Here is a 21,890-nt window from a genome sequence, read left to right as displayed (position 1 = left end):
AAACCTGTGCAAACTATCGCCCGGGCCATCAGGCAGCTTTACCCGATCTCAGACAGTACTTTTAGGCAGCTCGCAGCTTTAATGGAGAAGCTGGAGCTGCCCAAAGGGCATATCCTATTCCGGGAGGGGGAGATCACCAACAAGGTTTTCTTTATTGAGCAGGGCATTGCTCGGGCTTTCTGTTACCGCAACGACCAGGAAGTTACTTTCTGGTTCGGGGCCGAAGGCGACCTTATCTTTTCATACTATAGTTACATAGCCAATAAACCCGGCTACGAAACCATAGAACTGCTGGAGAAATCGGAAGTTTACGTAATGGACCTGAACCGCCTGCAGGAACTATATCTTACTAACATTGAGCTGGCAAACTGGGGGCGTAAGCTGGCCGAATACGAGCTGATCAAAACGGAAGAGCGGTTTATGGCTTTCCAGTTTCAGTCGGCTACTGAGCGGTATAAAAGCCTGCTTGAGCACAACCCGCAACTGGTGCAACGCGTGCAGCTCAGCCAGATCGCATCCTACCTTGGTGTTACGCAGGTTACACTTAGCCGCATACGGGCCGAGGTAAGGTAACTTTTTAACATTTGTTAAATTTCTTTTGCCCTATTGTCCGGATCTTTGCATAAACAAACTTAAAGCAATGGCCTGGATATATCTTATCGTAGCCGGACTGTTCGAGATCGGTTTCACAACCTGCCTGAAACTCTCTGATAACTTTACTCAGTTAAAGTGGTCGGTAGGGTTCTTTATCTGCATCTCTGCCAGTTTCTTCCTGCGCAACAAAGCGATCGCCACTATCCCAATGGGAACAGCTTATGCCGTCTGGACCGGAATAGGAGCGGTGGGTACCGTTGTAGTTGGCATGATCCTGTATAAGGAGCCAGCCGATTTCTGGAGACTGTTCTTCATTTTCCTGCTGATCGGCTCCATTATCGGACTTAAACTGGTATCGAAATAAGGAAAAAGGCGGGGTGAACCTTATAGCTGCAACGGGCAGGCAAAATACATTTATTAGGCTTATCTTTGCCCGAAATACAACTTACTGAACTCCCGGAGTTTAATTAGAGTATAAACACGAATAGCAAAAGAACTGAATAACAGAAAGATGAACGTAACCAACTTTTTAAAGAAGCACTACAAGCATTTTAATGCGGCCTCTGTGATAGACGCTGCCGAAGGATACAAGACACACCTGAACAACGGTGGTAAAATGATGATCACGCTGGCGGGTGCTATGTCTACAGCAGAGCTGGGCATTATTCTGGCCGAAATGATCCGTCAGGACAAGGTGCATGCCATTTCGTGTACAGGCGCTAACCTGGAAGAAGACATCTTTAACCTGGTGGCGCATGATTTTTATGAGCGCGTACCGCATTACCGCGAACTATCGGCAGCTGATGAAGAAGCCCTGCTGGAGCGCCACATGAACCGCGTGACCGACACCTGTATTCCGGAAGAAGAAGCGATGCGCCGCATTGAGCATACGGTGCTTAAGTTCTGGGAAAAAGCAGACCAGGAAGGCAAATCTTACTTCCCGCACGAGTTCTTCTACCAGATTCTGTTATCAGGTGAGCTGGAGCAGTACTACCAGATCGATCCGAAAAACAGCTGGATGCTGGAAGCTGCTAAAAAGAACCTGCCTATCATCTGCCCGGGTTGGGAAGATTCAACGCTGGGTAACATCTACGCAGGCCACGTGATCAGCGGCGACATCAAAAACGTGCACACCATGCGAACCGGTATCCAGTACATGATGTACCTGGCCGACTGGTATACGCAGAATGCACAGGACGATTCTACTGTAGGTTTCTTCCAGATCGGTGGCGGTATTGCCGGCGACTTCCCTATTTGCGTGGTACCAATGCTGCACCAGGACCTGCGTCGCACCAACGTTCCGTTGTGGGGTTATTTTGCACAGATCTCTGATTCTACAACCAGCTACGGTTCTTATTCAGGTGCCGTGCCTAACGAGAAGATTACCTGGGGTAAGCTGGGCAAAGAAACGCCTAAGTTCGTAATTGAGTCGGATGCAACTATAGTAGCGCCACTTATTTTTGCCATTGTACTGGATATGTAACACAGGCCGTAAGGCTGAACTATAAGCAAGAGGGCTGCAGGTAAATCACTTGCAGCCCTCTTTATTTTCAGATACTTAAGTGTATCTTTGAGCATTATTTCCAACCAATTTTAAATGAAAGCAATCTTTACCGCATTTTGCTGCCTGCTAACCTTTGCAGCCGCAGCACAGAAGAACTTTGTGCCCGGTTATTACCTTACCACCAGCGGCGACACCGTAAAAAGTTATATCGACGACCGCAACTGGATCAAAAGCCCGGACCATATCCGCGTAGCTTCTTCCCCTGAAAGTTCCTCCTTCACCACCTTATCAGCAGCCCAGATAAAAGGCTTTGGCCTGACCACCGGCGATATTTTTAAAAGCGAAATAGTGCAGATAGACAAGTCGCCGGAAAACCTGAACCAGATGAAAGTAGATGATTTGCCCCTTATTGTAACGGATACCGTTTTACTGCGTGTGCTGGCAAGCGGAAAGCTTACCCTGCTTTATATGGAAGACGAGAACTCCAAGAAACACTTTTTCCTGCAGAAAGCCGGAGAACAGCCGAGTGAACTAATTATCCGGAAACGAATGGTGGCCTTGGACGGTACGAAAGCTGTCAGCAGAGTAAATGTGTACCAGGAAATACTGAAGCTTAACATGCAGGACTGCCCGGAAGCCCTGAAACAGATCAGAAGTACCCAACTACAGACACAGCCACTTGTTAAGCTTTTTACCAACTATAATTCCTGCTTTGCAGATACCGAAAAACAGTATGTTGCCAGCACCGAAAAAGTAACGTTCAAATTTGGCGTAGTTGGTGGCCTGATGCCATCTCAGCTGAAGATAAACAGGAGCGGAACAGAGTACGATCTGAGCAGCGGAGATTTGAGCCGTAACTATACAGCAGGCATTTCGATGAATGCGGTTTTGCCACGCGGAAACGGAAAATGGTCTATCTATAACGAGCTGGCCTGGAAAGCCTACCAGGTAAAAGGCGAGCAGGAGCGCAGGATTTACGGAGAGTTCAGACACGAGAAATTAGATTTTGACATGGGCTACATCGGCCTGAATACGATGGTGCGTTACCAGTTCTCGCTCCTTTCCTGGAAGCCTTTTGTGAGTGTTGGTATGGCTAACAACTATAACATCGTAAACAACAATACCATCGAAACCTTTTCGCGCGTGTTTACAATGGAGCGAACCACAACCGCCCCCATGCTGGACCCGATCCGGAAGTATGAGCAGGGCCTGCTGATTGGTGCCGGTATAGAACTGCGCAGACTGCGGGCAGAAGCACGGATCGAAACAAGCAATGGCATGTCGGCATTTACAGAAGTAAGCACTGCCCGCAATTCGTTCAATCTGCTGGTCGGTTATAGTTTTAATTAAACTGACGATTAGCTGGACTATAAACAGAAGCAGCTGCAGGAAAAACCCGGCAGCCGCTTCTGTTTCAGGCAACTATAGCTTTTCGTTTTCAGTTTTTAGGTGCTCGTTATTCGCAGTTATCAGGAGCTTAAGCTATAGCCTGGTAAAAGGTTCCAAACTATAGTTGCCGGTCTAACTGATCAGCTCGCGTCTTCCGAACCGGAACTCTTCTTCCTTCAGGAAGTAATCACCGCTTTTCTGCAGGATCGTAATGTTATCGAGGGTTATCTCCCAGGTAAAATTAAAGTTGCTCAGGAAAGCAAGCACAGGGCCGAGCATTTTGGGTGTGGTATCGCCGAGGGCAAGCGAGATATGGGGCAGCCACATGTTGGGGTTATAGTACAGGCCCATTTCGCTGCTCATTTCGGATATATCGCGGTGCAGTTTGGCGTGCAGCTGGTTTAGCTGGGTGGTACGCAGAACAGGTATGTAAACCACTGGCGTAGGACCCGGAAAAATACCCAGTCCGGTCGTGCGAATGGTAAAGTCAGGCATTTCAAAACAGGTAAGCTCCAGGTATTGCTTCAGCTCTTCCATGTCGGGCACTTCGGCGGTAAGCAGGGTCAGGTGGGGGTAAGGGGTCACTTTTACTCCGCTCAGTCCAAATCTTTTTTCAAGATGCTCAGTAAGCTCCGAAACCCGGTCTGAATGTTTTTTATCTAAAAGCGAAGTGATCGCGATCATAGTTACCTGGTAAAGTATGGTTTGCCAAACGGCAAAGGTAAGCAATTGTGTACGATAACAGAAGTTGAAACGGCTGCGACGGGCTTTTGTTTAGTAAAACCGGCTAAAACATGCCTGCTGTAGCGCTCTTACACTTTGCTAAACCTGCGCAGTTCTTACGATTTTAAGTAACTTTGCACTTTACAGCTTGATACGGATACATGATCTCCATAAACAACCTTAGCTTTCATTTCGGCAGCCGCCCCATGTACGACGATGCCAACCTGCACATTCGGCCAAAAGATAAAATTGGTCTGATCGGGTTAAATGGTACGGGCAAGTCTACGTTGCTGCGCATTATAGTTGGCGAATACAAACCCGACAGCGGCAGTATACAGATGAGCAAGGAAACAACCATTGGTTTCCTGAACCAGGACCTGCTCAGCTACCAGACCCACGAAAGTATTTTGTCGGTGGCGATGCAGGCCTTTGAAGAGGCGATTTACCTGCAGGCCGAGATAGATAAAGTGCTGGTGGAGTTCGAAAATAATTTCCATGATGACCTGGTGGGCAAATTAGCCGACCTGCAGGAGCGCTTTGAAACTTTAGGCGGTTACACCATGCAGGCCGAAGCCGAAGCGATACTGGAAGGACTGGGCTTTACGACCGAAGAACTGAAGCAGCCGCTGGAGTCGTTTTCGGGTGGATGGCGCATGCGCGTGATGCTGGCCAAAATACTCTTGCAGAAACCCTCGCTGCTGCTGCTGGATGAGCCTACCAACCACCTGGACCTGCCTTCCATTAAGTGGCTGGAGAGTTACCTGGAGCGCTTCGAAGGAGCAGTAGTGATCGTGTCGCACGACCGCGAGTTTCTGGACAGAACCACCAATATTACGGTAGAGGTATCGGGTGCCAAGCTGAATTATTACCCCGGCAACTATAGTTTTTATGTAGAAGAAAAAGCGCTGCGCAACGAGATACAGAAAGGTGCCTACGAAAACCAGCAAGCCCAGATACGACAGGCAGAACGGTTTATTGAGCGCTTTAAAGCCAAAGCCACCAAAGCCAAGCAGGCCCAGAGCCGCATGAAGCAGCTGGAGCGGATGGAGCGCATTGAGGAGGTTGCCCCGGAAGCAGCGAAAGTGAACTTCAGTTTCCGGTTCAGTACACAGCCCGGCCGCCACATCCTTCGCCTCGAACACATGAGCAAAGCCTTTGGCAACAAGGTCATTTTCCGGGATACCAACGTGCACATTGAGCGTGGCGATAAAATTGCGCTGATAGGTGCCAATGGTAAGGGTAAATCCACGCTGCTACGCATTATTGCCGGCACCGAACCGATACAGGGCAAGCGTGAACTGGGCCATAACGTCATCATGTCGTTTTACGCGCAGCACCAGCTTGAAGCCCTTAACGTGGAGAACGAGATACTGCAGGAACTACAGCAGGCCGGCTCCAAAAAAACAGAGGTTGAGTTGCGCACGCTGCTGGGTTCTTTCCTGTTCACCGGCGACGATGTGTTCAAGAAGATAAAGGTGCTGTCGGGTGGCGAGAAAAGCCGCGTGGCGCTGGCCAAAACACTGATCTCTGAGGCTAATTTCCTGATGCTGGATGAGCCTACCAACCACCTGGACATGCAATCGGTGAACATCCTGATACAGGCGCTGGAGCAGTACGAAGGTACGTTCGTCATCATCTCGCACGACCGTTATTTTGTGGAAAATGTAGCGACCAAGATCTGGTACATCGAAGATTATCAGCTGAAAGAATACCCGGGCACTTACCACGAATTTGAGGCTTTTCAGGAGAAGCGCGAGAAGGAAGCAAAACTACAGGCAGCCGCAGCGCCCGCTCCCAAAAAAGAGGAGCCCAAGCAGAACCGTAACAACTCCGAATTTAACCAGCTGAACAACCAGTTGAAACAGGCCAACAAAAAGCTGGCAGAGATGGAGAAAAAAGTACAGCAACTGGAGCAGGAACTGGCAACATATGAGACCGAACTGGCCGACCCGAAAGTATACGGAAACGTAGATTTGCTGCAGGAAACATCCCGTAAGTTTGAAGCCGTACAGAAAGAGCTGGAACAGGCCAACAACCAATGGGAAGAACAGATGCTGGAAGTGGAAGAGCTGGAAAGTAAGCTGGGCTAAAACGTACGTAAACTATAGCTTTAGTTAGAATCTATAGTTAACCCCCTCGCCTGTGGCACGCGAGTGTGATCTAACAACCAGACTCCGGTTGCTATAGCTATAGTTTGAGCTATAGTTCAGGCGGCACCTCAACTATAGTGCTATAGTTTAAAACAGGGCAAAACACGAGAGAGAATATTGTTAGTAATTTAAACTATAAAACAGGAGCGCCAGGTAAACTTTACCTGGCGCTCCTGTTTTATATTGCTATAGTTCCTGACCGGCTTGCTCTCAGTAAAAACCAGGGTTCCGGCAGAAGTTGCTATTGTGTGATCACTTTTATCAACATGCCTTTTTCTACGCGGTCGCTTAGCTGCATCCCGTTCAGTACGGCCAGTTCTTCCATACGGGCGCTTGGCATGCCATTCGATTGCAGGGCCTGCGCCAGGGTGGTGTTCTGGGCTACTGTTTTAATGCGTATTATCTCTGGCTTTTTGTTCAGTTTGCTCTGGTCGGTCAGCTGCCTGAAATTGGTCATGGTGCCAGAGAAGGTGTTGAAGTAGTTGTTGAAATCGTTGCCCGACGTGATGCCCATGATACTATAGATGTTGCCACCATACTGTATAAAATAAGTCAGCGTCCGGATCACGCCTTGTTCCTGCTTCTGGTCGGCCACTACAGCCAGCGCATTATTGCCGTTCACGGTGGTATTCTTCGATTCTACCAGCGTAAGCTGATAGCCTTCCAGGGTCTGGCGGGCAGCATCTTCCAGCGAGGTACCGGGCGCAAGTGTCAGGTTAATGATGGCTTTGCCTTCGGGGTGGGCCATCTGGAAACTTTGTGGCGAGTTCAGGTACTTCCAGCCGTTTGGTATCGGGAACTGGAATTTCAGTACAGGGTGGTAAAATACAAAGTCCTCCACAAAACCCTGCTTCGGATCTTCGCCATACACCATGCCGTCTATCATGCGCAGGTAAGAGTTACGGCCAACCTGCAGGTTGGTGGCGTTAAGCTTTTTCTGCCATTCGGCGGCCAGTTCGTGCACGGTGGTATAACGGTTGCCCGGGTCGGGGTGGGTGCTCATAAACTCCGGAATGGCCTGGCCGCTTTCTTCCTGCTTGCGTTTCAGGGTCAGAAAGAAGTCGGCCATTTCGTCGGCATCGTAGCCAATTTTAGTAGAGTATTCCACGCCCAGCCTGTCCGATTCGCGCTCATCGTCCCGCCCGAATTTTAAGAATAGCAGGCTCAGGCCCTGCATAGCCTCGTTACCGAACTGCGCCAGCTCGGGCACCAGTATCATACCGGCAATAAGGCCAACCTGACTCAGCACGGCTTTGCTTTGCTGCTGCGCCGAGTGGCGTGCCGCAATGTGGCCAATCTCGTGGCCAAGTACACCGGCAAACTGCGCTTCGTTGTTAAAATGCGCCATAATGCCACGCGTAAAGTAAACGTAGCCGCCCGGCACGGCAAAAGCGTTTATAACAGGAGAGTCAAGCACTTTAAAATTGTACTTAATGTTGCTGCGGTGCGAGATGGCAGCCATTTTCTGTCCTTTCTCATCTATAAAGCGCTGCACAGCAGGGTTCTCATACAATCCGAACTGCGCAACAATCTGCGGGTCTGCTTCCTGGCCCATGGCCAGCTCCTGGCCCTCCGACATCAGGATCACATCTTTTTTACCTGTTACCGGGTTGGTAGAACAGGAGTTAAAGAGCAACAGCAGACTTGTAATAAACACGGTTATCTGTAATCTCTTCATTGTCTCTTAATTTTTAGTCTACGGTTTTTGTACGATCACTATAATCTTTAAAAACCTATATTGTAATTGCAACGAGTATAGTTATGATTGGTTGCAGCAGCCGGCCTAAACCGCCTGCTGGTGCTTTTATAGTTCGTTTCAGTACCGGCGCTTGTGTCTGTGCCTGCCCGGTAGAATCTATAGTTTGTTATACTTTCAGGATTATAATTCTGAGCTATAGTTGGGGGCGGAGCTGTTCATTATTGTAGCTGAAGCTTAACCGGATACCATTCATAGACAAGCTGCATGGTGGCACATACTGGTATTATAGTTAAATTTGGACGTATAGGTATAGTTTGCCATTTAAAGCAGAACACTTATATTTAGTAAAATACTGAAGCGTTGGAAGAGAAACAAAACAACTATAGCACCGATTCGCAGTCCAGGTTGCGGGCCATTATTGATACAGCCATCGACGGCATTATCACCATCGATAACAGGGGCCTTGTAGAGACCATGAACCCGGCAGCCGCCCGCATTTTTGGGTATGAGCCCGAAGAGGTGATCGGCCACAATATAAAAATGCTGATGCCGGAGCCCGATAAAAGCCTGCACGATGTGTACATTGATAACTACCACCGCACCGGAGTGGGGCAGATCATCGGGATAGGGCGAGAGGTGCTGGGCAAAAAGAAGGATGGTACTATTTTTCCGTTTCTGTTGAGTATAAGCGAAGTGCGCCTGCAGGATAAGCAGATCTTTACCGGCATTGTGCACGACATTACGGAGCTAAAGAAAACGGAAACCGCCCTGCGCGAAAGCGAGAACAAATTCAACTCGATTATACAGACGGCAGTAGACGGTATTATCACTATTGATACGCACGGGCTGATGGAGATGGTAAACCCGGCGGCTCAGAAGCTTTTTGGTTACAGCGAAAGTGAGTTGTTAGGGCGTAACATCAGTATGCTGATGCCGGAGCCGGACAGCAGCCTGCACGATGGCTACATGGAGCGTTACCACCAGACCGGTATTCCGCACATCATCGGCATCGGGCGCGAAGTATCAGGCCTGCGAAAGGACGGTACAACGTTTCCGTTCTTCTTAAGTATCAGTGAAGTACAGCTGGCAGACCGCAAGGTTTACACCGGCTTTGTGCACGACATCTCCCAGCAAAAGGTACACGAGGAACGCCTGCGCCGCTATGCTGCCGAACTGGAGCGCAGTAACCGCGAGCTGCAGGACTTTGCCTACGTGTCGTCGCATGACCTGCAGGAACCGCTGCGCAAGATACAGGCCTTCGGCGACCGCCTGAAAACCAAGGAATACGATAAACTGAGTGTACAGGGTAAAGATTACGTAGACAGGATGCTGAACGCTGCCATGCGTATGCAGAACCTGATAAACGACCTGCTTGATTTCTCGAGAGTTACCAGCAAATCCAAGGCTTTTGTGAAGGTAGACCTTGACCATATTCTGTCGGAAGTGCTTTCGGACCTGGAGGTAACTATAGAACAGACGGGTGCCCGGATTGTACGGTCGCCGTTGCCGGTTATTGAAGCCGAACCAACCCAGATGCGACAGCTCTTCCAGAACCTGATCAGCAATGCCATTAAGTTCCGGAAAGAGGGCGTAACGCCGGTTGTTTCCATTTCTGCGAGAGCCGTGCAGCGCCAGGCCCATATGACCTCGACACCAGGCGACGAACTGGTGGAGATAAGCATAGAAGATAATGGCATTGGCTTCGATGAAAAGTACCTGGACCGTATCTTCAACATCTTCCAGCGTCTGGAGGGGCAGAAGTACGAAGGCTCTGGCATTGGCCTGGCCGTTTGTCGTAAAATAGCCGTGCGCCACGGCGGCGACATTACCGCGAAAAGCAAAGCCGGCGAAGGCACCCGTTTTATCATTACCTTAGCAAAAAAACACCTTCAGGAATAAAATAAGAACCCATGAGTCCGAACCCCAAATCTATAGTTATACTTATTGCCGACGATGATGCCGAAGACCGTATGCTGGTGAAGGAAGCGCTGGAAGAAAGCCGCCTGAACAACCACATCGAGTTTGTAGAGAACGGCGAAGAGCTGCTGGACTACCTGAACAACAAAGGCAAATTTGCAGACAAACACCAGTACCCGACGCCGGGCCTGATACTGTTGGACCTGAACATGCCTAAAAAAGATGGCCGCGAAGCGTTGAAAGACATCAAAGCACAGGATCACCTGCGCATGATTCCGGTGGTAGTGCTTACCACTTCCAAAGCCGAAGAAGATATTCTGAGAACCTATGACCTGGGCGTGAGCTCGTTCATCACCAAACCGGTAACCTTCAGCTCGCTGGTAGATGTGATGAAAACCCTCAGCAAATACTGGTTCGAAATAGTAGAACTGCCGAAAAGTTAAAGAGTTAAATAGTTTAGGAAGTAAGAGTTAGAGAAGTGAGAAGTTTATAGTTGAAAAGTGTCAGGGAATTGTCTGACTATATTAATCAAAACACTTTTTACTTCTCAAACTCTTACCTCATACTTCCTAAACTCACAAACTATAAATATGCCTGATAGCAATAAGATTCGTGTGCTGCTGATTGATGATGATGAGGATGACTTCATCATTACCAAGGATATTATGGACGATATCCCCGGGCGGAACTATGCGCTCGACTGGACGGCTTCTTTCAGCGAAGCACTGGAGCTGATCAGCCGGGAGCAGCACGATGTGTACCTGGTGGATTTCAGGCTGGGAGCACACGACGGGCTGGAGCTGATATCGCAGGCTGTAGAGGCCGGCAGCCATGCCCCGTTTATCCTTTTAACCGGCCAGAGCGACTGCGAAACCGACGAAAAGGCCATGCGTGTCGGGGCTTCGGATTACCTGGTAAAAGGTACCTTCGACCCGTTCAGCCTGGAGCGGTCGGTGAGGTATAGCATAGAGCACGCCAAAAACCTGGCCGAGATACAGAAGCTGAACACCGAGCTGGAGCAGCGTGTGGACGAACGTACCCGCGAACTGGGCGAAGCCATCCGCAAACTTGAGGACACCAACCGCACCCTTTACCAGGCACAGGTCGAGATCCGGAAGGCGTTGCAAAAAGAGAAAGAGCTGCACGAACTTAAATCCAGGTTTGTAACAATTGCCTCGCACGAGTTCAGAACGCCGCTTAGCACGGTGCTTTCCTCTGCATCTTTGATAGGCAAATACAAAACCACCGAAGACGACGAGAAGCGCCAGAAACACGTGGAGCGCATCAAGTCCGCTGTCAGTCACCTGACCAATATTCTCAACGATTTCCTATCGATCAGCCGCATCGAGGAAGGCAAGATCTACAACGTGCCCACTACCTTCGATCTGAAAGATTTCACAGCCGAAATAGTAGATGAGATGCAGGGACTTGTAAAGATCGGTCAGAAGATACATTACACCCACTCGGGCCCCGAAACTATAGTTACCCTGGATAAGCAGTTGCTCAAGAATATTATGCTGAACCTGCTCTCCAACGCCAGCAAGTATTCCGGCGAGGGGAAACAGATTTACATAGACACAGAGGTAAATACAACTATAAACCTGACCGTAAAAGACCAGGGCATCGGTATTCCGGATGCGGATAAGGTACATTTATTTACACCGTTTTTCAGGGCTCAGAACGTAACCAACATACAGGGTACCGGCCTTGGGCTTAATATTGTGAACCGCTACGTAGATATTATGGGCGGAACATTGAATTATGAAAGTGAACTGAACGAAGGCACGACCTTTTACATAACCTTGCCAAACACAACACCCGACGCATGAAAAAGATATTGCTGATTGAAGACAACCAGGAAATCAGGGAAAACACCGCCGAAATACTCTCGCTGGCCAACTATAAGGTGCTGGAGGCAGAGAACGGAAAAGTAGGGGTGGAGCTTGCCAAAAACGAGCATCCGGACCTGATCATCTGCGACATTATGATGCCCCAACTGGACGGCTATGGTGTACTGCACATGCTAAGCAAAAACCCGGCTACCTCCAGCATTCCCTTTATTTTCCTGACAGCCAAATCAGAGAAAGACGACTTCCGGAAAGGCATGAACCTGGGTGCCGATGATTACCTGACCAAGCCTTTCGACGACCTGGAGTTGCTGGATGCTGTAGAAATGCGCCTGAAAAAGAACGAGATCCTGAAAGCCGAGTTCAAGAAAAGCGTGGAAGGCATCGACAACTTTATACAGGAAGCACGCGGCTACGAAGACCTGAACAAACTGCTTTCGGATAAGCGCAAAGTAACGGTGTTTAAAAAGAAGCAGCACCTGTTTATGGAAGGCTACCGCCCTACAGCTCTGTACTTTCTGAACAAGGGTAAGATAAAAACATTTAAAGCCAACGAAGAAGGCCGCGAGTACATTACCAACCTGTTTAAAGACGGCGACTTTATTGGTTACCTCGATCTGCTGGAAGATTCTAACTATAGAGAATCGGCGGTAGCGCTGGAAGATTCTGAAGTATACATCATCCCGAGAGAGGACTTTTTTACACTGCTGAACCATAACCGCGACGTTGCCAACAAATTTATCAGGCTGCTATCTGATAACCTGGCCGACCGCGAAGAGCGCCTGCTGAAACTGGCTTACAATTCGGTGCGCAAGCGTGTAGCCGAAGCTCTGCTTTTAGTAGAAAAACAATACCAGCAACAGGCCGGCGACAAAACCCAGATCAGTATTACCCGCGAAGACCTGGCCAGTATAGTTGGTGCGTCCAAAGAAACTGTTATCCGTACCCTTGCTGATTTTAAAGACGAAAAACTGATCGACAGCCAGGGCAGCCGTATCTTTATACTCAACTCGGAGAAGCTGGCCAAAATGCGGAATTAACTGCTTGCATATAAATTTATAGCAACATAATGAAATACTTCATCTTTTGCTTTTTGGCATTACTTATATCCTGTAATAATCGAACTGATTCAGGAGAAAAGAGTGATTATATGCTGTCTGATCCTGAAGGCTTTTCAGATTTCGATATTGAATATGATGTAAATAGGGGGGATAATTATTTTTCTTCTATTGATTCGATTTATGCTCGGGATTATGTTAATGAAACTAGAAAAGTTAAAGTAGAGCTAACTGCTGAAGAAAAGCAGAAAATTTTTGAGGTAGTAAAGAAGGTAGATTTTTTAAGCTTGCCTGACACTATTGAGAGGGGGGGTGGCACATGCATGTTGCCTGCTTTTACAATGGAAGTGAAAGTGAGAATTGGTTCTAAGGAGAAAAGAGTTTATGACTTAATATATTGTGATGTAAAAGATAAGGCTATAGAGGAGAGATTTGACTTAATCACTGATACATTGTGGGAGATTCTTCAAAGCAAAGATAAAGTGAAAAACCTGCCACAAAGCGATAAAATTTATATGTGATTTAAGTTCTATATTGCAAAAATTAAACTATAGCCCGGGCTTCTGAAATGAAGTTCGGGCTATAGTTTTTTACAATACTTCGAAACTCAAAACATCAATCACAAAAAACACCAAAGCTGACATCAATCAATAGCAGTTATTGACTTATGTCATGTTTCTGCTGCGTTGCATTTCGGAAATTTGCAACGTAATCTGAAAGACCAAGATGCAGAACAACTTTAAAGCCCTTACTTTATCATACAAGCATGCACCGATAAATGTGCGCGAAGCTGTGGCCCTGAACGAGATCGGCTGCCGTAATTTGCTGGATAAAATAAAGGAATTTACTGATGCCCAGGATGTGCTGGTGCTTTCGACCTGCAACCGCACCGAAGTATACTATAGCGCTGAAACAGAGCTGGACCAGGCAATTATTAAACTTATTGCGATGGAGCGCGGTTTTGTAGCCACCAAAAATATTACGCCCTATTTCAAGCACATCACTGATCCTGCCTTAGCTGTTCAGCACTTATTTTATGTTGGCCTTGGGCTGGAGTCGCAGGTAGTAGGCGATATGCAGATACTGAACCAGGTAAAGAAAGCCTACCAGTGGTCGGCAGATGCGAACATGGCTGGCCCGTTTCTGCACCGTTTACTGCACACCATTTTCGCTACCAACAAACAGGTTTTCAACGAAACTGCCTTCTTTGATGGCGCTGCATCGGTATCTTATGCCACAGTAGAGTTGGTAGAAGAGTTGATCACAGACCTGGTAAACCCGCGTGTGCTAATGATCGGTGTGGGTGAGATAGGAGCCAACGTGTGCGATAACTTCCAGAAATCTGCTGTTAAGAATGTAACTATAGTTAACCGCACGCACCATAAAGCACAAGCCTTAGCCGAGAAAACAAACGCTACCGCTGTGTACTGGGAAAATGTGTGGGAAGAGATTGCGAAAGCCGATGTGGTGATCTCTTCTGTGCCAGGCGACTGCTTTTACATATACAAAGAGATGGTGGAGAAGCAGGGCGTCACTACTCCAAAATTCTTCCTGGACCTTTCCATGCCACGCAGCATCGATAGTACCCTGGAAGAACTGGCAGGTGTAGAAGTTTACAATGTAGATACCATTAAAAACCGCGCTTCAGAAGCTCTGGAAATGCGTATGGCTGCCATTCCGCAGGTACAGCAGATCATTGCAGAAGCTATAGTTGAGTTCAGCACCTGGACCCGTGAGATGGCCATGTCGCCGGCGCTGCAGCAGTTCAAAAGCAAGCTGGAAGAGATCCGTCAGCAGGAAATGAACCGTTACCTTAAAAACCTGGGCGAAGCGGAGCGTGAAGTAGTAGAAAAGTTAACACTGGGTATTCTGAATAAGATCGTAAAATTGCCAGCCTTAGAGCTGAAAGCCGCCTGCATGCGTGGTGAGTCGGAAGCGCTGGTAGAGGGTTTAGCTGCGTTGTTTAGTTTAGAGAAAGATAAAGTTTAGAAGTTTAGTATAGGTGAATATAAAAAGGCTCTTGTTTCAAGAGCCTTTTTTGTTGTTATGATTTTTTGTCATCCTGAGCGAAGTTGAAGGAACTCAATTGTCCTTTTTTGTCATTTCGAACGCAGTGAGAAATCTATCTCAACCTATAGTTGAAGTTTACAAGTTATCCTGCTATAGTTTACTTTGCCTAATGCTGGAACCAAGCCGTTGTTCTATAGCTCCTTCTGATCCTTGGAGCTTTAAGAACCTATAGTTTTATAGTTTCGTTGGCTCCCTCTAGGGCCGGGAGGCCCCGCCTTCGGGCATCGCGCGGTGTACATTTCCTTTGATCGTTCCTCGCAATGGCTACGCCACCAGAAATCTACAAGGCGCTCAACCCAAAGACTGAGATCAGTTCGATAGTAACTGCCTTAGCTATAGTTTCTGTGCTTGCTCTTAGTTAGAGCAGATCGGTTTTACTCGCGGTTGTAATTTCAAAGGGACAGGTAAACCTGTCCTGCTCTCAGGCTGTAACTATGAAACTATAGTCTATGAAATGATAAGTCAGCAAGGTTCCCCTCCTTAGATAAGGAGGGGCAGAGGTGGTTGGATTACCGCAGCTATAGAACTATAGCCCCAACTATAGCAAAAGCCTCAATCCTAAAATCCTGGAAATCCTGATTCAGACAAGCTCAAATCCTACTTGGCTACTATCTCCGGCACACTCACCAGCACATTCTGAATCAACTGCACCAGCCCAGTTGGATAAACTCCTACATACACCAGCAACAGCGCTAACACAGCCAATGTCCCGGCACTGGCTACATAAATTGATGGGCGCAAACGTGTACCTGGTTCACGTTCTGTTTCCGGTTGCTGGAACATAACGGCGATGATCTTGATGTAGTAGTATAATCCTATCACACTGTTGAGTACCAGCATCACCACCAGCAGCCATAATTGGTCATTTATACCAGCGGCGATGATATAGAATTTACCCACAAAACCAGCCGTTAATGGAATGCCGGCCAGCGATAACAACATAGCAGAGAATACAGCTGCTGTCCAGGGGCGGCGCCAGAGCAGGCCTTTGTAATCGTCCAGTAACTCAGCGTCGCTGTCTTTGTCTGAGAGCATGGCAACTACACCAAATGCCCCGACGCTGGTAATAAAATAAGCTACCAGGTAAAAAGTTATCGCTTCTACACCCATCTGGTTTCCAGCCATAAACGCGACTAAAATATAGCCTAGGTGCGAAATAGATGAATAAGCTAAGATGCGTTTTACGTTTTTCTGTATCAGGGCCAGCAGGTTTCCGGCGAACATAGATGTAATGGCAACAACAGTAAAAATCGTTATCAGTACCGGGTAACGGAAACCATCTACTTCCATAAAGAAACGCACCAGCAGACCTAACACACCACCTTTAGAAACGGTAGCAATAAAAGCTGTAACAGGAGCAGGCGCACCTTCATACACGTCCGGGGTCCACATATGGAAGGGTACGATGCCCAGTTTAAAACCAACTCCTATCAAGATCATGCCGATACCTGTGAGTAGCAACAGCGGCAACTCCTGCATACCGGCTATACTTTGAGCCAATCCGGAGAACATCATGGTTCCTGTACTAAAATATACTAGCGCCATCCCGAACAGCATAAAGGCAGATGAGAAAGCAGCTAAAATCAGGTATTTGATCCCAGCTTCGTCGGAGCGGGGACGGGTGCGCAGGTAGGGGATGAGCGCATAAAGGGAAATGCTGAGAATCTCCAGGCCCAGGAACAGCGAAGCAAAGTGTGTACTGATGACAAGTACGCAGGCGCCCAATGTAGCAAGCACCAGCAGCAGGTAGTACTCTTCTTTCCGTTCTTCGCGCTGCTCAAAATAAGCGTACGACAGCATGCTCACGAGCAGCGAAGTAAGCAGGATCATCCCGATATAAAACACACCAAAGCCATCGATCACAAACATGGGTTCAATGACATAAGCTGTAGTAGTTCTTAACTCAAACAGCGAACCAAAAGCTGCAATAAAAGACAGTGCCGTAATGACATAAATGATTTTATGGTTGCGCCATGCGGCAATGACCAGCATCGAGACAAGTACTGCAAATGTGAGGATCAACAGCGGCATCAGGTATAAAAAATCTGTCTGGCTCATGTTCTTTTATTTTGGTGATTGGAAGATCTGGAGATTTGAAAATGCTCGCTGATTTATGGCCAGTTGCTCTGCGTCTATAGTTGCTCCAGGTTGCGGCTGTACAACCGCAGTTTTGGGTTCAGCTATAGTTGGGCCCTCCATATTGTAAGCCTGAAGTTGTTCTTTAATGGAAGGTCTGGCCATGTCGATGATGGGTTGCGGATACAGCCCCAGCCAGAGCAAACCAAGCACCATGGGTACAGCGATCAGCATTTCACGGAAGTTCAGGTCGTGGAATGATTCCTGTTGCGGACCGGGTTCGTAAAATACTTTTTGCATGATGCGCAGCGAGTAAGCAGTTGCCAGTACAATGCCTATTGTTGCGAAAACAGTAAGCCAGTTAGCTGCCTGCCACGAGCCAACCAGGGTCAGAAATTCAGCTATAAAATTGCCGAGCCCGGGAAGGCCCAGCGTTGCCATGACAAAAACTAATGCCACAACGCCCATTTTCGGAGCTTTTGACCAGAAGCCGCCCATCTGTGCCAGATCGCGGGTATGCAGGCGCTCGTACAGGAAGCCGGCCAAAATGAACAGCGCACCGGTACTTAGTCCGTGTGCGATCATCTGCATCACTACGCCCTGCAGCGCCCATTCGTTAAAGGCAAAAACACCCAGTATCACAAAACCCATGTGGCTCACCGAAGTATAGGCTACCAATCGTTTTAGGTCAGTTTGTGAGTAAGCCACTATGGCTCCGTATAGTATGCCGATCCCACCTAACAGCATGGCCCAAGGCGCAAATTCGACAGCAGCAGTCGGGAAGAGTGGCACGACGAATCTGAGCAGACCATAAGCCCCGGTTTTAAGCAACAGCCCTGCTAGTATAACACTGCCTGCAGTGGGAGCCTGTGAGTGTGCATCGGGCAGCCACGAATGGAAGGGTACCACCGGCAATTTCACCAGGAACGCAGCCAGGAAACCAAACATCAGCAGGCGTGCAGCATCCGGGGCAAGCGGTGTGTTAAGGAGTTGAAAGTAGTTAAATGTATAGTTGCCCGTTTCGGAGCCGTGGATGAAATACAGACCAAGGATCGCCAGCAACATGAACAGGCCGCTTGCCTGGGTGAAGAGGAAGAATTTGAAAGCTGCGTAGGTGCGGTTCTCATGTCCCCAAACCCCGATCAGGAAGTACATCGGAATCAGCATTACTTCCCAGAAAAAGTAGAACAGGAACAGGTCCATGGTCAGGAATACACCCGCAATACCGGCCAACACCCAGAGCAAATTAAAATGGAAGAAGCCGACTTTGGTTTTGATCTCTTTCCAGGAGATGAGCACCGACAGCAATCCGAGAAAGAAGGTCAGTAATAACATCAGCAGACTTAATCCATCCAACGCCAAACTAAAGCTCACTCCCCATTGCGGAATCCAGGGTATATCGTAGCGCAGCAGCCAGGCAGAACCAGTTGTTGCTTCCGTGCTGATCCATAGATAAACTATAAGTATAAGATCGAGCAAAACGGCGCCCAACGCTACCCATCTTGGAAGTTCCGGGCTAACTTTTTTAGAGAGCCAGGCCAGCAGTCCGCCAGCCATCAGTATCACAATCAGCCAGACGAGTATCATAGGAACAGGCTTATAGTTAGAATCATGATCGCGCCGACCACAATGCCGGCCACATAGTTGCGAAGCACCCCGTTCTGCGTTTCCGAGAACATCACATGGAAGCCTTCGGCCAGTCGGGCAAGTCCGGTGTAGAAGCTGTCAATGAAATCACGTTTGTTGAGCTTGGAGATGAACACGTACGGCCGCACGATCAGGGCATCATACAGCGCGTCGAAGCCCCAGCCAGAATGCCAGAAGCGGTGCAGTGCCATAGCAAACTCAGACCGTTCTATGCTTCCCAGGAACTGCGGACTCTTGATGTAAAATAGGTACGCCACAAACACACCACCCAGCGAAACTATAGCCGCCACTAACTGAAACAACCATTCGTTTGCGGCCAGACTTTCATTAGCAACTATACCCGGCAGTACCGGCGCCATCAGGTTAGAAAATAAAGTAACGTGACCGAAATTGTGCGGTAATTCTATAAAGCCACTCACCAGCGAAAGAATAGCCAGTATGATAAGTGGAATAGTAATGACTTTGCCAGGGGGATACTCAAGGTGTGTTTTGCTTTCCCCGAAGAAGGTAATAAACACCATCCGGAACGTATAAATGGATGTGATAAACGCACCAAACAATCCCGCTAAGTATAGCCAGATGCTACCATTCTCCCCGGCCAGCGCATACCACAAAATCTGGTCTTTACTATAGAAACCCGCAGTGATAAGTGGCAAGGCCGCCAGCGATGCAGCGCCGATCAGGAAGGTCCAGTACACGACGGGCATTTTGTGTCGCAGACCGCCCATTTTGCGCATGTCCTGCTCGTGGTGCAGCGCCATGATGATTGCCCCGGCACAGAGGAAAAGCAGCGCTTTAAAGAAGCCATGAATCATGAAATGAAAAATACCCGCCGACCAGGCACCAACTCCTAACGCTAAGAACATATACCCGATCTGACTGATAGTAGAGTAGGCGAGCACGCGTTTCAAGTCGTATTGGGTAAGGGCCGAGAAGCCAGCCAGCAGCAAGGTAACAGCGCCAACTATAGCCACAATCGTTTGGGCCAGCGGAGCCAGTTCAAAGATGACGTACATGCGCGCGATCAGGTACACACCAGCCGTCACCATGGTAGCTGCGTGTATCAGTGCAGACACCGGCGTAGGGCCAGCCATCGCGTCAGGTAACCAGGTTTGCAACGGCAACTGACCCGATTTACCTACTGCGCCACCTAACAGCAGCAGCGCAACTATAACGGCCATCTGTGAGCCAACGCTCCACGCTTCAGGTGCTTGATTAAGTATAGTCTGGATGTGCAGCGTTCCAAAAGCCTGGAACAGCATGAACAAACCAATGGCCATGGCGGTATCGCCGACACGGGTAATGAGGAAAGCTTTTCGGGCAGCGTAACCATTTTCAGGCTCTTTGTACCAGAACCCGATGAGCAGGTACGAGCACAGACCTACACCTTCCCAGCCTAAGTATAAAAGCAGCAGGTTATCGGCCATTACCAGCACCAGCATGGAGCCTACAAACAGATTCATGCAGGCAAAAAAGCGGGAATAATCCTGGTCGTCGGCCATGTAGGCAGTGGCGTAAAAATGGATTAGCGCGCCTACAAACGTGATCACAAAAACAAAGACTATAGAAAGGGCATCTACATGAAAAGCGATGGAAGGCGTGAAGCCAGCCACACTAAACCATTGCCATACTTCCTGGTGGTAAAACTCCGGCCGGTTGCTCAGGAATTCGATTCCCAGAAGTATAGTGATGATAGCTGAAACCGCCACGCTTCCCACACCAAGTATAGCTACTAACATGCGCGACAAACGGGTGCCGAGAAGTATCAGCAGCAGTGCTCCCAAAAACGGCAGCGCAGGTATAAGCCAGAGTAGATTTTCCATAGTTGGTTATCCTTTCATTAAGTTAGCGGCATCACTGTCCAGGGTTTTGAGCTGGTGATAGATCTGAAGTATAAGCGCGAGCCCCACCGACACTTCGGCAGCAGCCATAGTGAGTATAAAAATAAACATCACCTGCCCGTCGGGTTGCACCCATTTAGAGCCGGCAACTATAAAAGCCAGCCCGGCAGCGTTGAGCATGATTTCGACAGAAATGAGCATAAAGATGATGTTGCGGCGGATGAGAACGCTGATCAGGCCCAGCATAAAAAGTACGCCTGCCAGCATAAGTGCGGCTTCCATGTGTGCAGGTGTCATATGGCTGCGCTCCTTTCTTCTTTTGGTTGTAAGAACCGGTGCACCACTTTTTTCTTCTGGCGGCCCAGGTGGTATGCGCCAACTATACCGGCCATCAACAATATACCGCACAACTGCACACCCAACATATAAGGCCCATACAACGACATGCCCACTAACCTGGCATCTACGGCCACCAAGGCTTCGGTAGGTTGTGTATCAGGGGCTAAAATAATGTAGGCCAGCTCGGCTAGTAGCACAAGCGAAAGTATAGCCGGACCAACCCAAACCCTTGGTGTCAGCCATTCTTTTTCCTTGTCTACATCTTCGTGCGTCAGGTTCAGCATCATGATCACGAAAATGATGAGTACAACTATAGCACCGGCGTAAATGATGATCTCGAGCGCAGCCATAAACGGAGCACCAAGCGTGAAAAACACCACCGCCACTGCCAGGAAAGAAACCACTAAGTATAGCAGCGCGTGGATGATGTTGTAGCGGGTTATCGTTAGGATGGTAGCAAGTGTGGCAACTGCTGCCGCGATGTAAAATGTCAGTTCCATGGACTTAAGGGATTAAGCTTTTAACATCAACCGGCGGCCGCTCATTTTCAGCTTCGCCTTTGTCTTTTCCGCCGATGGCCATGCCCGCTACTTTATAGTAGTTGTAGCCGTGGTACTTGCCCTGCCCGTTTATCAGCAGGTCTTTTTTCTCATACACCAGGTTCTGGCGGTTATATTCTCCCATTTCAAAATCAGGGACAAGTTGAATGGCGTAGGTAGGGCAGGCTTCTTCGCAGTAGCCACAGAAAATGCATCGCGAAAAGTTAATGCGGAAAAATTCCGGGTAACGGCGGCCGGTTTCGTCTTCGGTAGCTTGCAGCGAGATACAATCTACGGGGCAGGCAGCAGCACACAGGTTGCAGGCTACGCAGCGCTCTCCACCATCCGGGTCGCGGGAGAGCACAATGCGGCCGCGCCAACGGGTAGGAAGTATAGCTTTCTGCTCGGGGTACTGTATGGTGTCCCGCTTGTGAAATGCATGCAGAAATGTGAGCCACATACTGCGCAACAAACTAAACATAGCTGCTCCTTTCTTT

General features: G+C 48.6%; 19 protein-coding genes. 11 read left to right on the top strand and 8 right to left on the bottom strand.

Going from position 1 to position 21,890, the window contains the following annotated elements; translation table 11 throughout:
• The first annotated feature begins 6 nt into the window (after window positions 1-6).
• The 4 genes from H7F15_RS12465 (at window position 7) to H7F15_RS12450 (ending at window position 3,448) form a co-directional block, all read left to right on the top strand.
• Window positions 7-573: a Crp/Fnr family transcriptional regulator gene (locus H7F15_RS12465; RefSeq protein WP_185197321.1), complete on the top strand. Its 567-nt coding sequence runs from the start codon at window positions 7-9 to the stop codon at window positions 571-573.
• A 67-nt stretch (window positions 574-640) separates the two neighbouring features.
• Window positions 641-958 (top strand): multidrug efflux SMR transporter, encoded by a 318-nt coding sequence (locus H7F15_RS12460; RefSeq protein ID WP_185197320.1) that lies wholly within the window; start codon window positions 641-643, stop codon window positions 956-958.
• Window positions 959-1,105: 147 nt separating this feature from the next.
• The gene (locus H7F15_RS12455; RefSeq protein WP_185197319.1) at window positions 1,106-2,077 is read left to right on the top strand and encodes a deoxyhypusine synthase family protein; all 972 of its coding nucleotides are present in this window, start codon (window positions 1,106-1,108) and stop codon (window positions 2,075-2,077) included.
• Window positions 2,078-2,191: 114 nt separating this feature from the next.
• Window positions 2,192-3,448 (top strand): outer membrane beta-barrel protein, encoded by a 1,257-nt coding sequence (locus tag H7F15_RS12450; RefSeq protein ID WP_185197318.1) that lies wholly within the window; start codon window positions 2,192-2,194, stop codon window positions 3,446-3,448.
• Window positions 3,449-3,619: 171 nt separating this feature from the next.
• On the opposite strand, the gene H7F15_RS12445 is transcribed toward H7F15_RS12450, so the two are convergent.
• Window positions 3,620-4,171, bottom strand: a complete 552-nt coding sequence (locus H7F15_RS12445) for a 2'-5' RNA ligase family protein (RefSeq protein ID WP_185197317.1) — start codon at window positions 4,169-4,171, stop codon at window positions 3,620-3,622.
• Window positions 4,172-4,371: 200 nt separating this feature from the next.
• Between H7F15_RS12445 and H7F15_RS12440 the strand changes: the two genes are divergently transcribed.
• On the top strand, window positions 4,372-6,300 hold the full coding sequence (locus H7F15_RS12440; RefSeq protein WP_185197316.1) for an ABC-F family ATP-binding cassette domain-containing protein: 1,929 nt from the start codon (window positions 4,372-4,374) through the stop codon (window positions 6,298-6,300).
• 301 nt (window positions 6,301-6,601) lie between these two features.
• Here the strand turns inward: H7F15_RS12440 and H7F15_RS12435 are convergent, their stop codons facing one another.
• Window positions 6,602-8,038 (bottom strand): M48 family metalloprotease, encoded by a 1,437-nt coding sequence (locus H7F15_RS12435; RefSeq protein ID WP_185197315.1) that lies wholly within the window; start codon window positions 8,036-8,038, stop codon window positions 6,602-6,604.
• Between the two features lie 381 nt (window positions 8,039-8,419).
• Between H7F15_RS12435 and H7F15_RS12430 the strand changes: the two genes are divergently transcribed.
• The 6 genes from H7F15_RS12430 (at window position 8,420) to hemA (ending at window position 14,870) form a co-directional block, all read left to right on the top strand.
• Complete coding sequence (locus H7F15_RS12430; protein WP_185197314.1) at window positions 8,420-9,958, top strand: PAS domain S-box protein; 1,539 nt, start codon at window positions 8,420-8,422, stop codon at window positions 9,956-9,958.
• An 11-nt stretch (window positions 9,959-9,969) separates the two neighbouring features.
• On the top strand, window positions 9,970-10,419 hold the full coding sequence (locus H7F15_RS12425; protein ID WP_185197313.1) for a response regulator: 450 nt from the start codon (window positions 9,970-9,972) through the stop codon (window positions 10,417-10,419).
• A 147-nt stretch (window positions 10,420-10,566) separates the two neighbouring features.
• Window positions 10,567-11,805, top strand: a complete 1,239-nt coding sequence (locus tag H7F15_RS12420) for a hybrid sensor histidine kinase/response regulator (protein ID WP_185197312.1) — start codon at window positions 10,567-10,569, stop codon at window positions 11,803-11,805.
• Window positions 11,802-12,863, top strand: a complete 1,062-nt coding sequence (locus H7F15_RS12415) for a response regulator (protein ID WP_185197311.1) — start codon at window positions 11,802-11,804, stop codon at window positions 12,861-12,863. Before H7F15_RS12420 ends, H7F15_RS12415 begins: the two co-directional genes overlap by 4 nt.
• A 29-nt stretch (window positions 12,864-12,892) precedes the next feature.
• Entirely contained in the window at window positions 12,893-13,402 is a 510-nt protein-coding gene (locus tag H7F15_RS12410; RefSeq protein WP_185197310.1) for a hypothetical protein, read from the top strand.
• A gap of 205 nt (window positions 13,403-13,607) precedes the next feature.
• Entirely contained in the window at window positions 13,608-14,870 is a 1,263-nt protein-coding gene (gene hemA, locus H7F15_RS12405; RefSeq protein ID WP_185197309.1) for a glutamyl-tRNA reductase, read from the top strand.
• Between the two features lie 678 nt (window positions 14,871-15,548).
• Here the strand turns inward: hemA and H7F15_RS12400 are convergent.
• Genes H7F15_RS12400 through nuoI form a run of 6 tightly spaced genes read right to left on the bottom strand, consistent with a single transcriptional unit; the run spans window position 15,549 to window position 21,874 of the window.
• Window positions 15,549-17,009, bottom strand: a complete 1,461-nt coding sequence (locus H7F15_RS12400; protein ID WP_185197308.1) for an NADH-quinone oxidoreductase subunit N — start codon at window positions 17,007-17,009, stop codon at window positions 15,549-15,551.
• Between the two features lie 6 nt (window positions 17,010-17,015).
• Window positions 17,016-18,614: an NADH-quinone oxidoreductase subunit M gene (nuoM, locus tag H7F15_RS12395; RefSeq protein WP_185197307.1), complete on the bottom strand. Its 1,599-nt coding sequence runs from the start codon at window positions 18,612-18,614 to the stop codon at window positions 17,016-17,018.
• Complete coding sequence (nuoL, locus tag H7F15_RS12390; RefSeq protein ID WP_185197306.1) at window positions 18,611-20,497, bottom strand: NADH-quinone oxidoreductase subunit L; 1,887 nt, start codon at window positions 20,495-20,497, stop codon at window positions 18,611-18,613. The genes nuoM and nuoL overlap by 4 nt, the downstream gene beginning before the upstream one ends.
• Before the next feature lie 6 nt (window positions 20,498-20,503).
• The gene (gene nuoK / locus H7F15_RS12385) at window positions 20,504-20,812 is read right to left on the bottom strand and encodes an NADH-quinone oxidoreductase subunit NuoK (protein WP_202923385.1); all 309 of its coding nucleotides are present in this window, start codon (window positions 20,810-20,812) and stop codon (window positions 20,504-20,506) included.
• Complete coding sequence (gene nuoJ, locus H7F15_RS12380) at window positions 20,809-21,354, bottom strand: NADH-quinone oxidoreductase subunit J (RefSeq protein ID WP_185197305.1); 546 nt, start codon at window positions 21,352-21,354, stop codon at window positions 20,809-20,811. Before nuoJ ends, nuoK begins: the two co-directional genes overlap by 4 nt.
• A 4-nt stretch (window positions 21,355-21,358) precedes the next feature.
• A complete protein-coding gene (gene nuoI, locus H7F15_RS12375) occupies window positions 21,359-21,874 on the bottom strand; it encodes an NADH-quinone oxidoreductase subunit NuoI (protein WP_185197304.1) in 516 nt (171 codons plus the stop codon).
• Between the last annotated feature and the right edge of the window lie 16 nt (window positions 21,875-21,890).

The sequence above is a fragment of the Pontibacter sp. Tf4 genome (genome assembly GCF_014212495.1).
Classification (GTDB): Bacteria; Bacteroidota; Bacteroidia; order Cytophagales; family Hymenobacteraceae; genus Pontibacter.
This window is presented reverse-complemented; position numbering and strand designations above follow the sequence as displayed.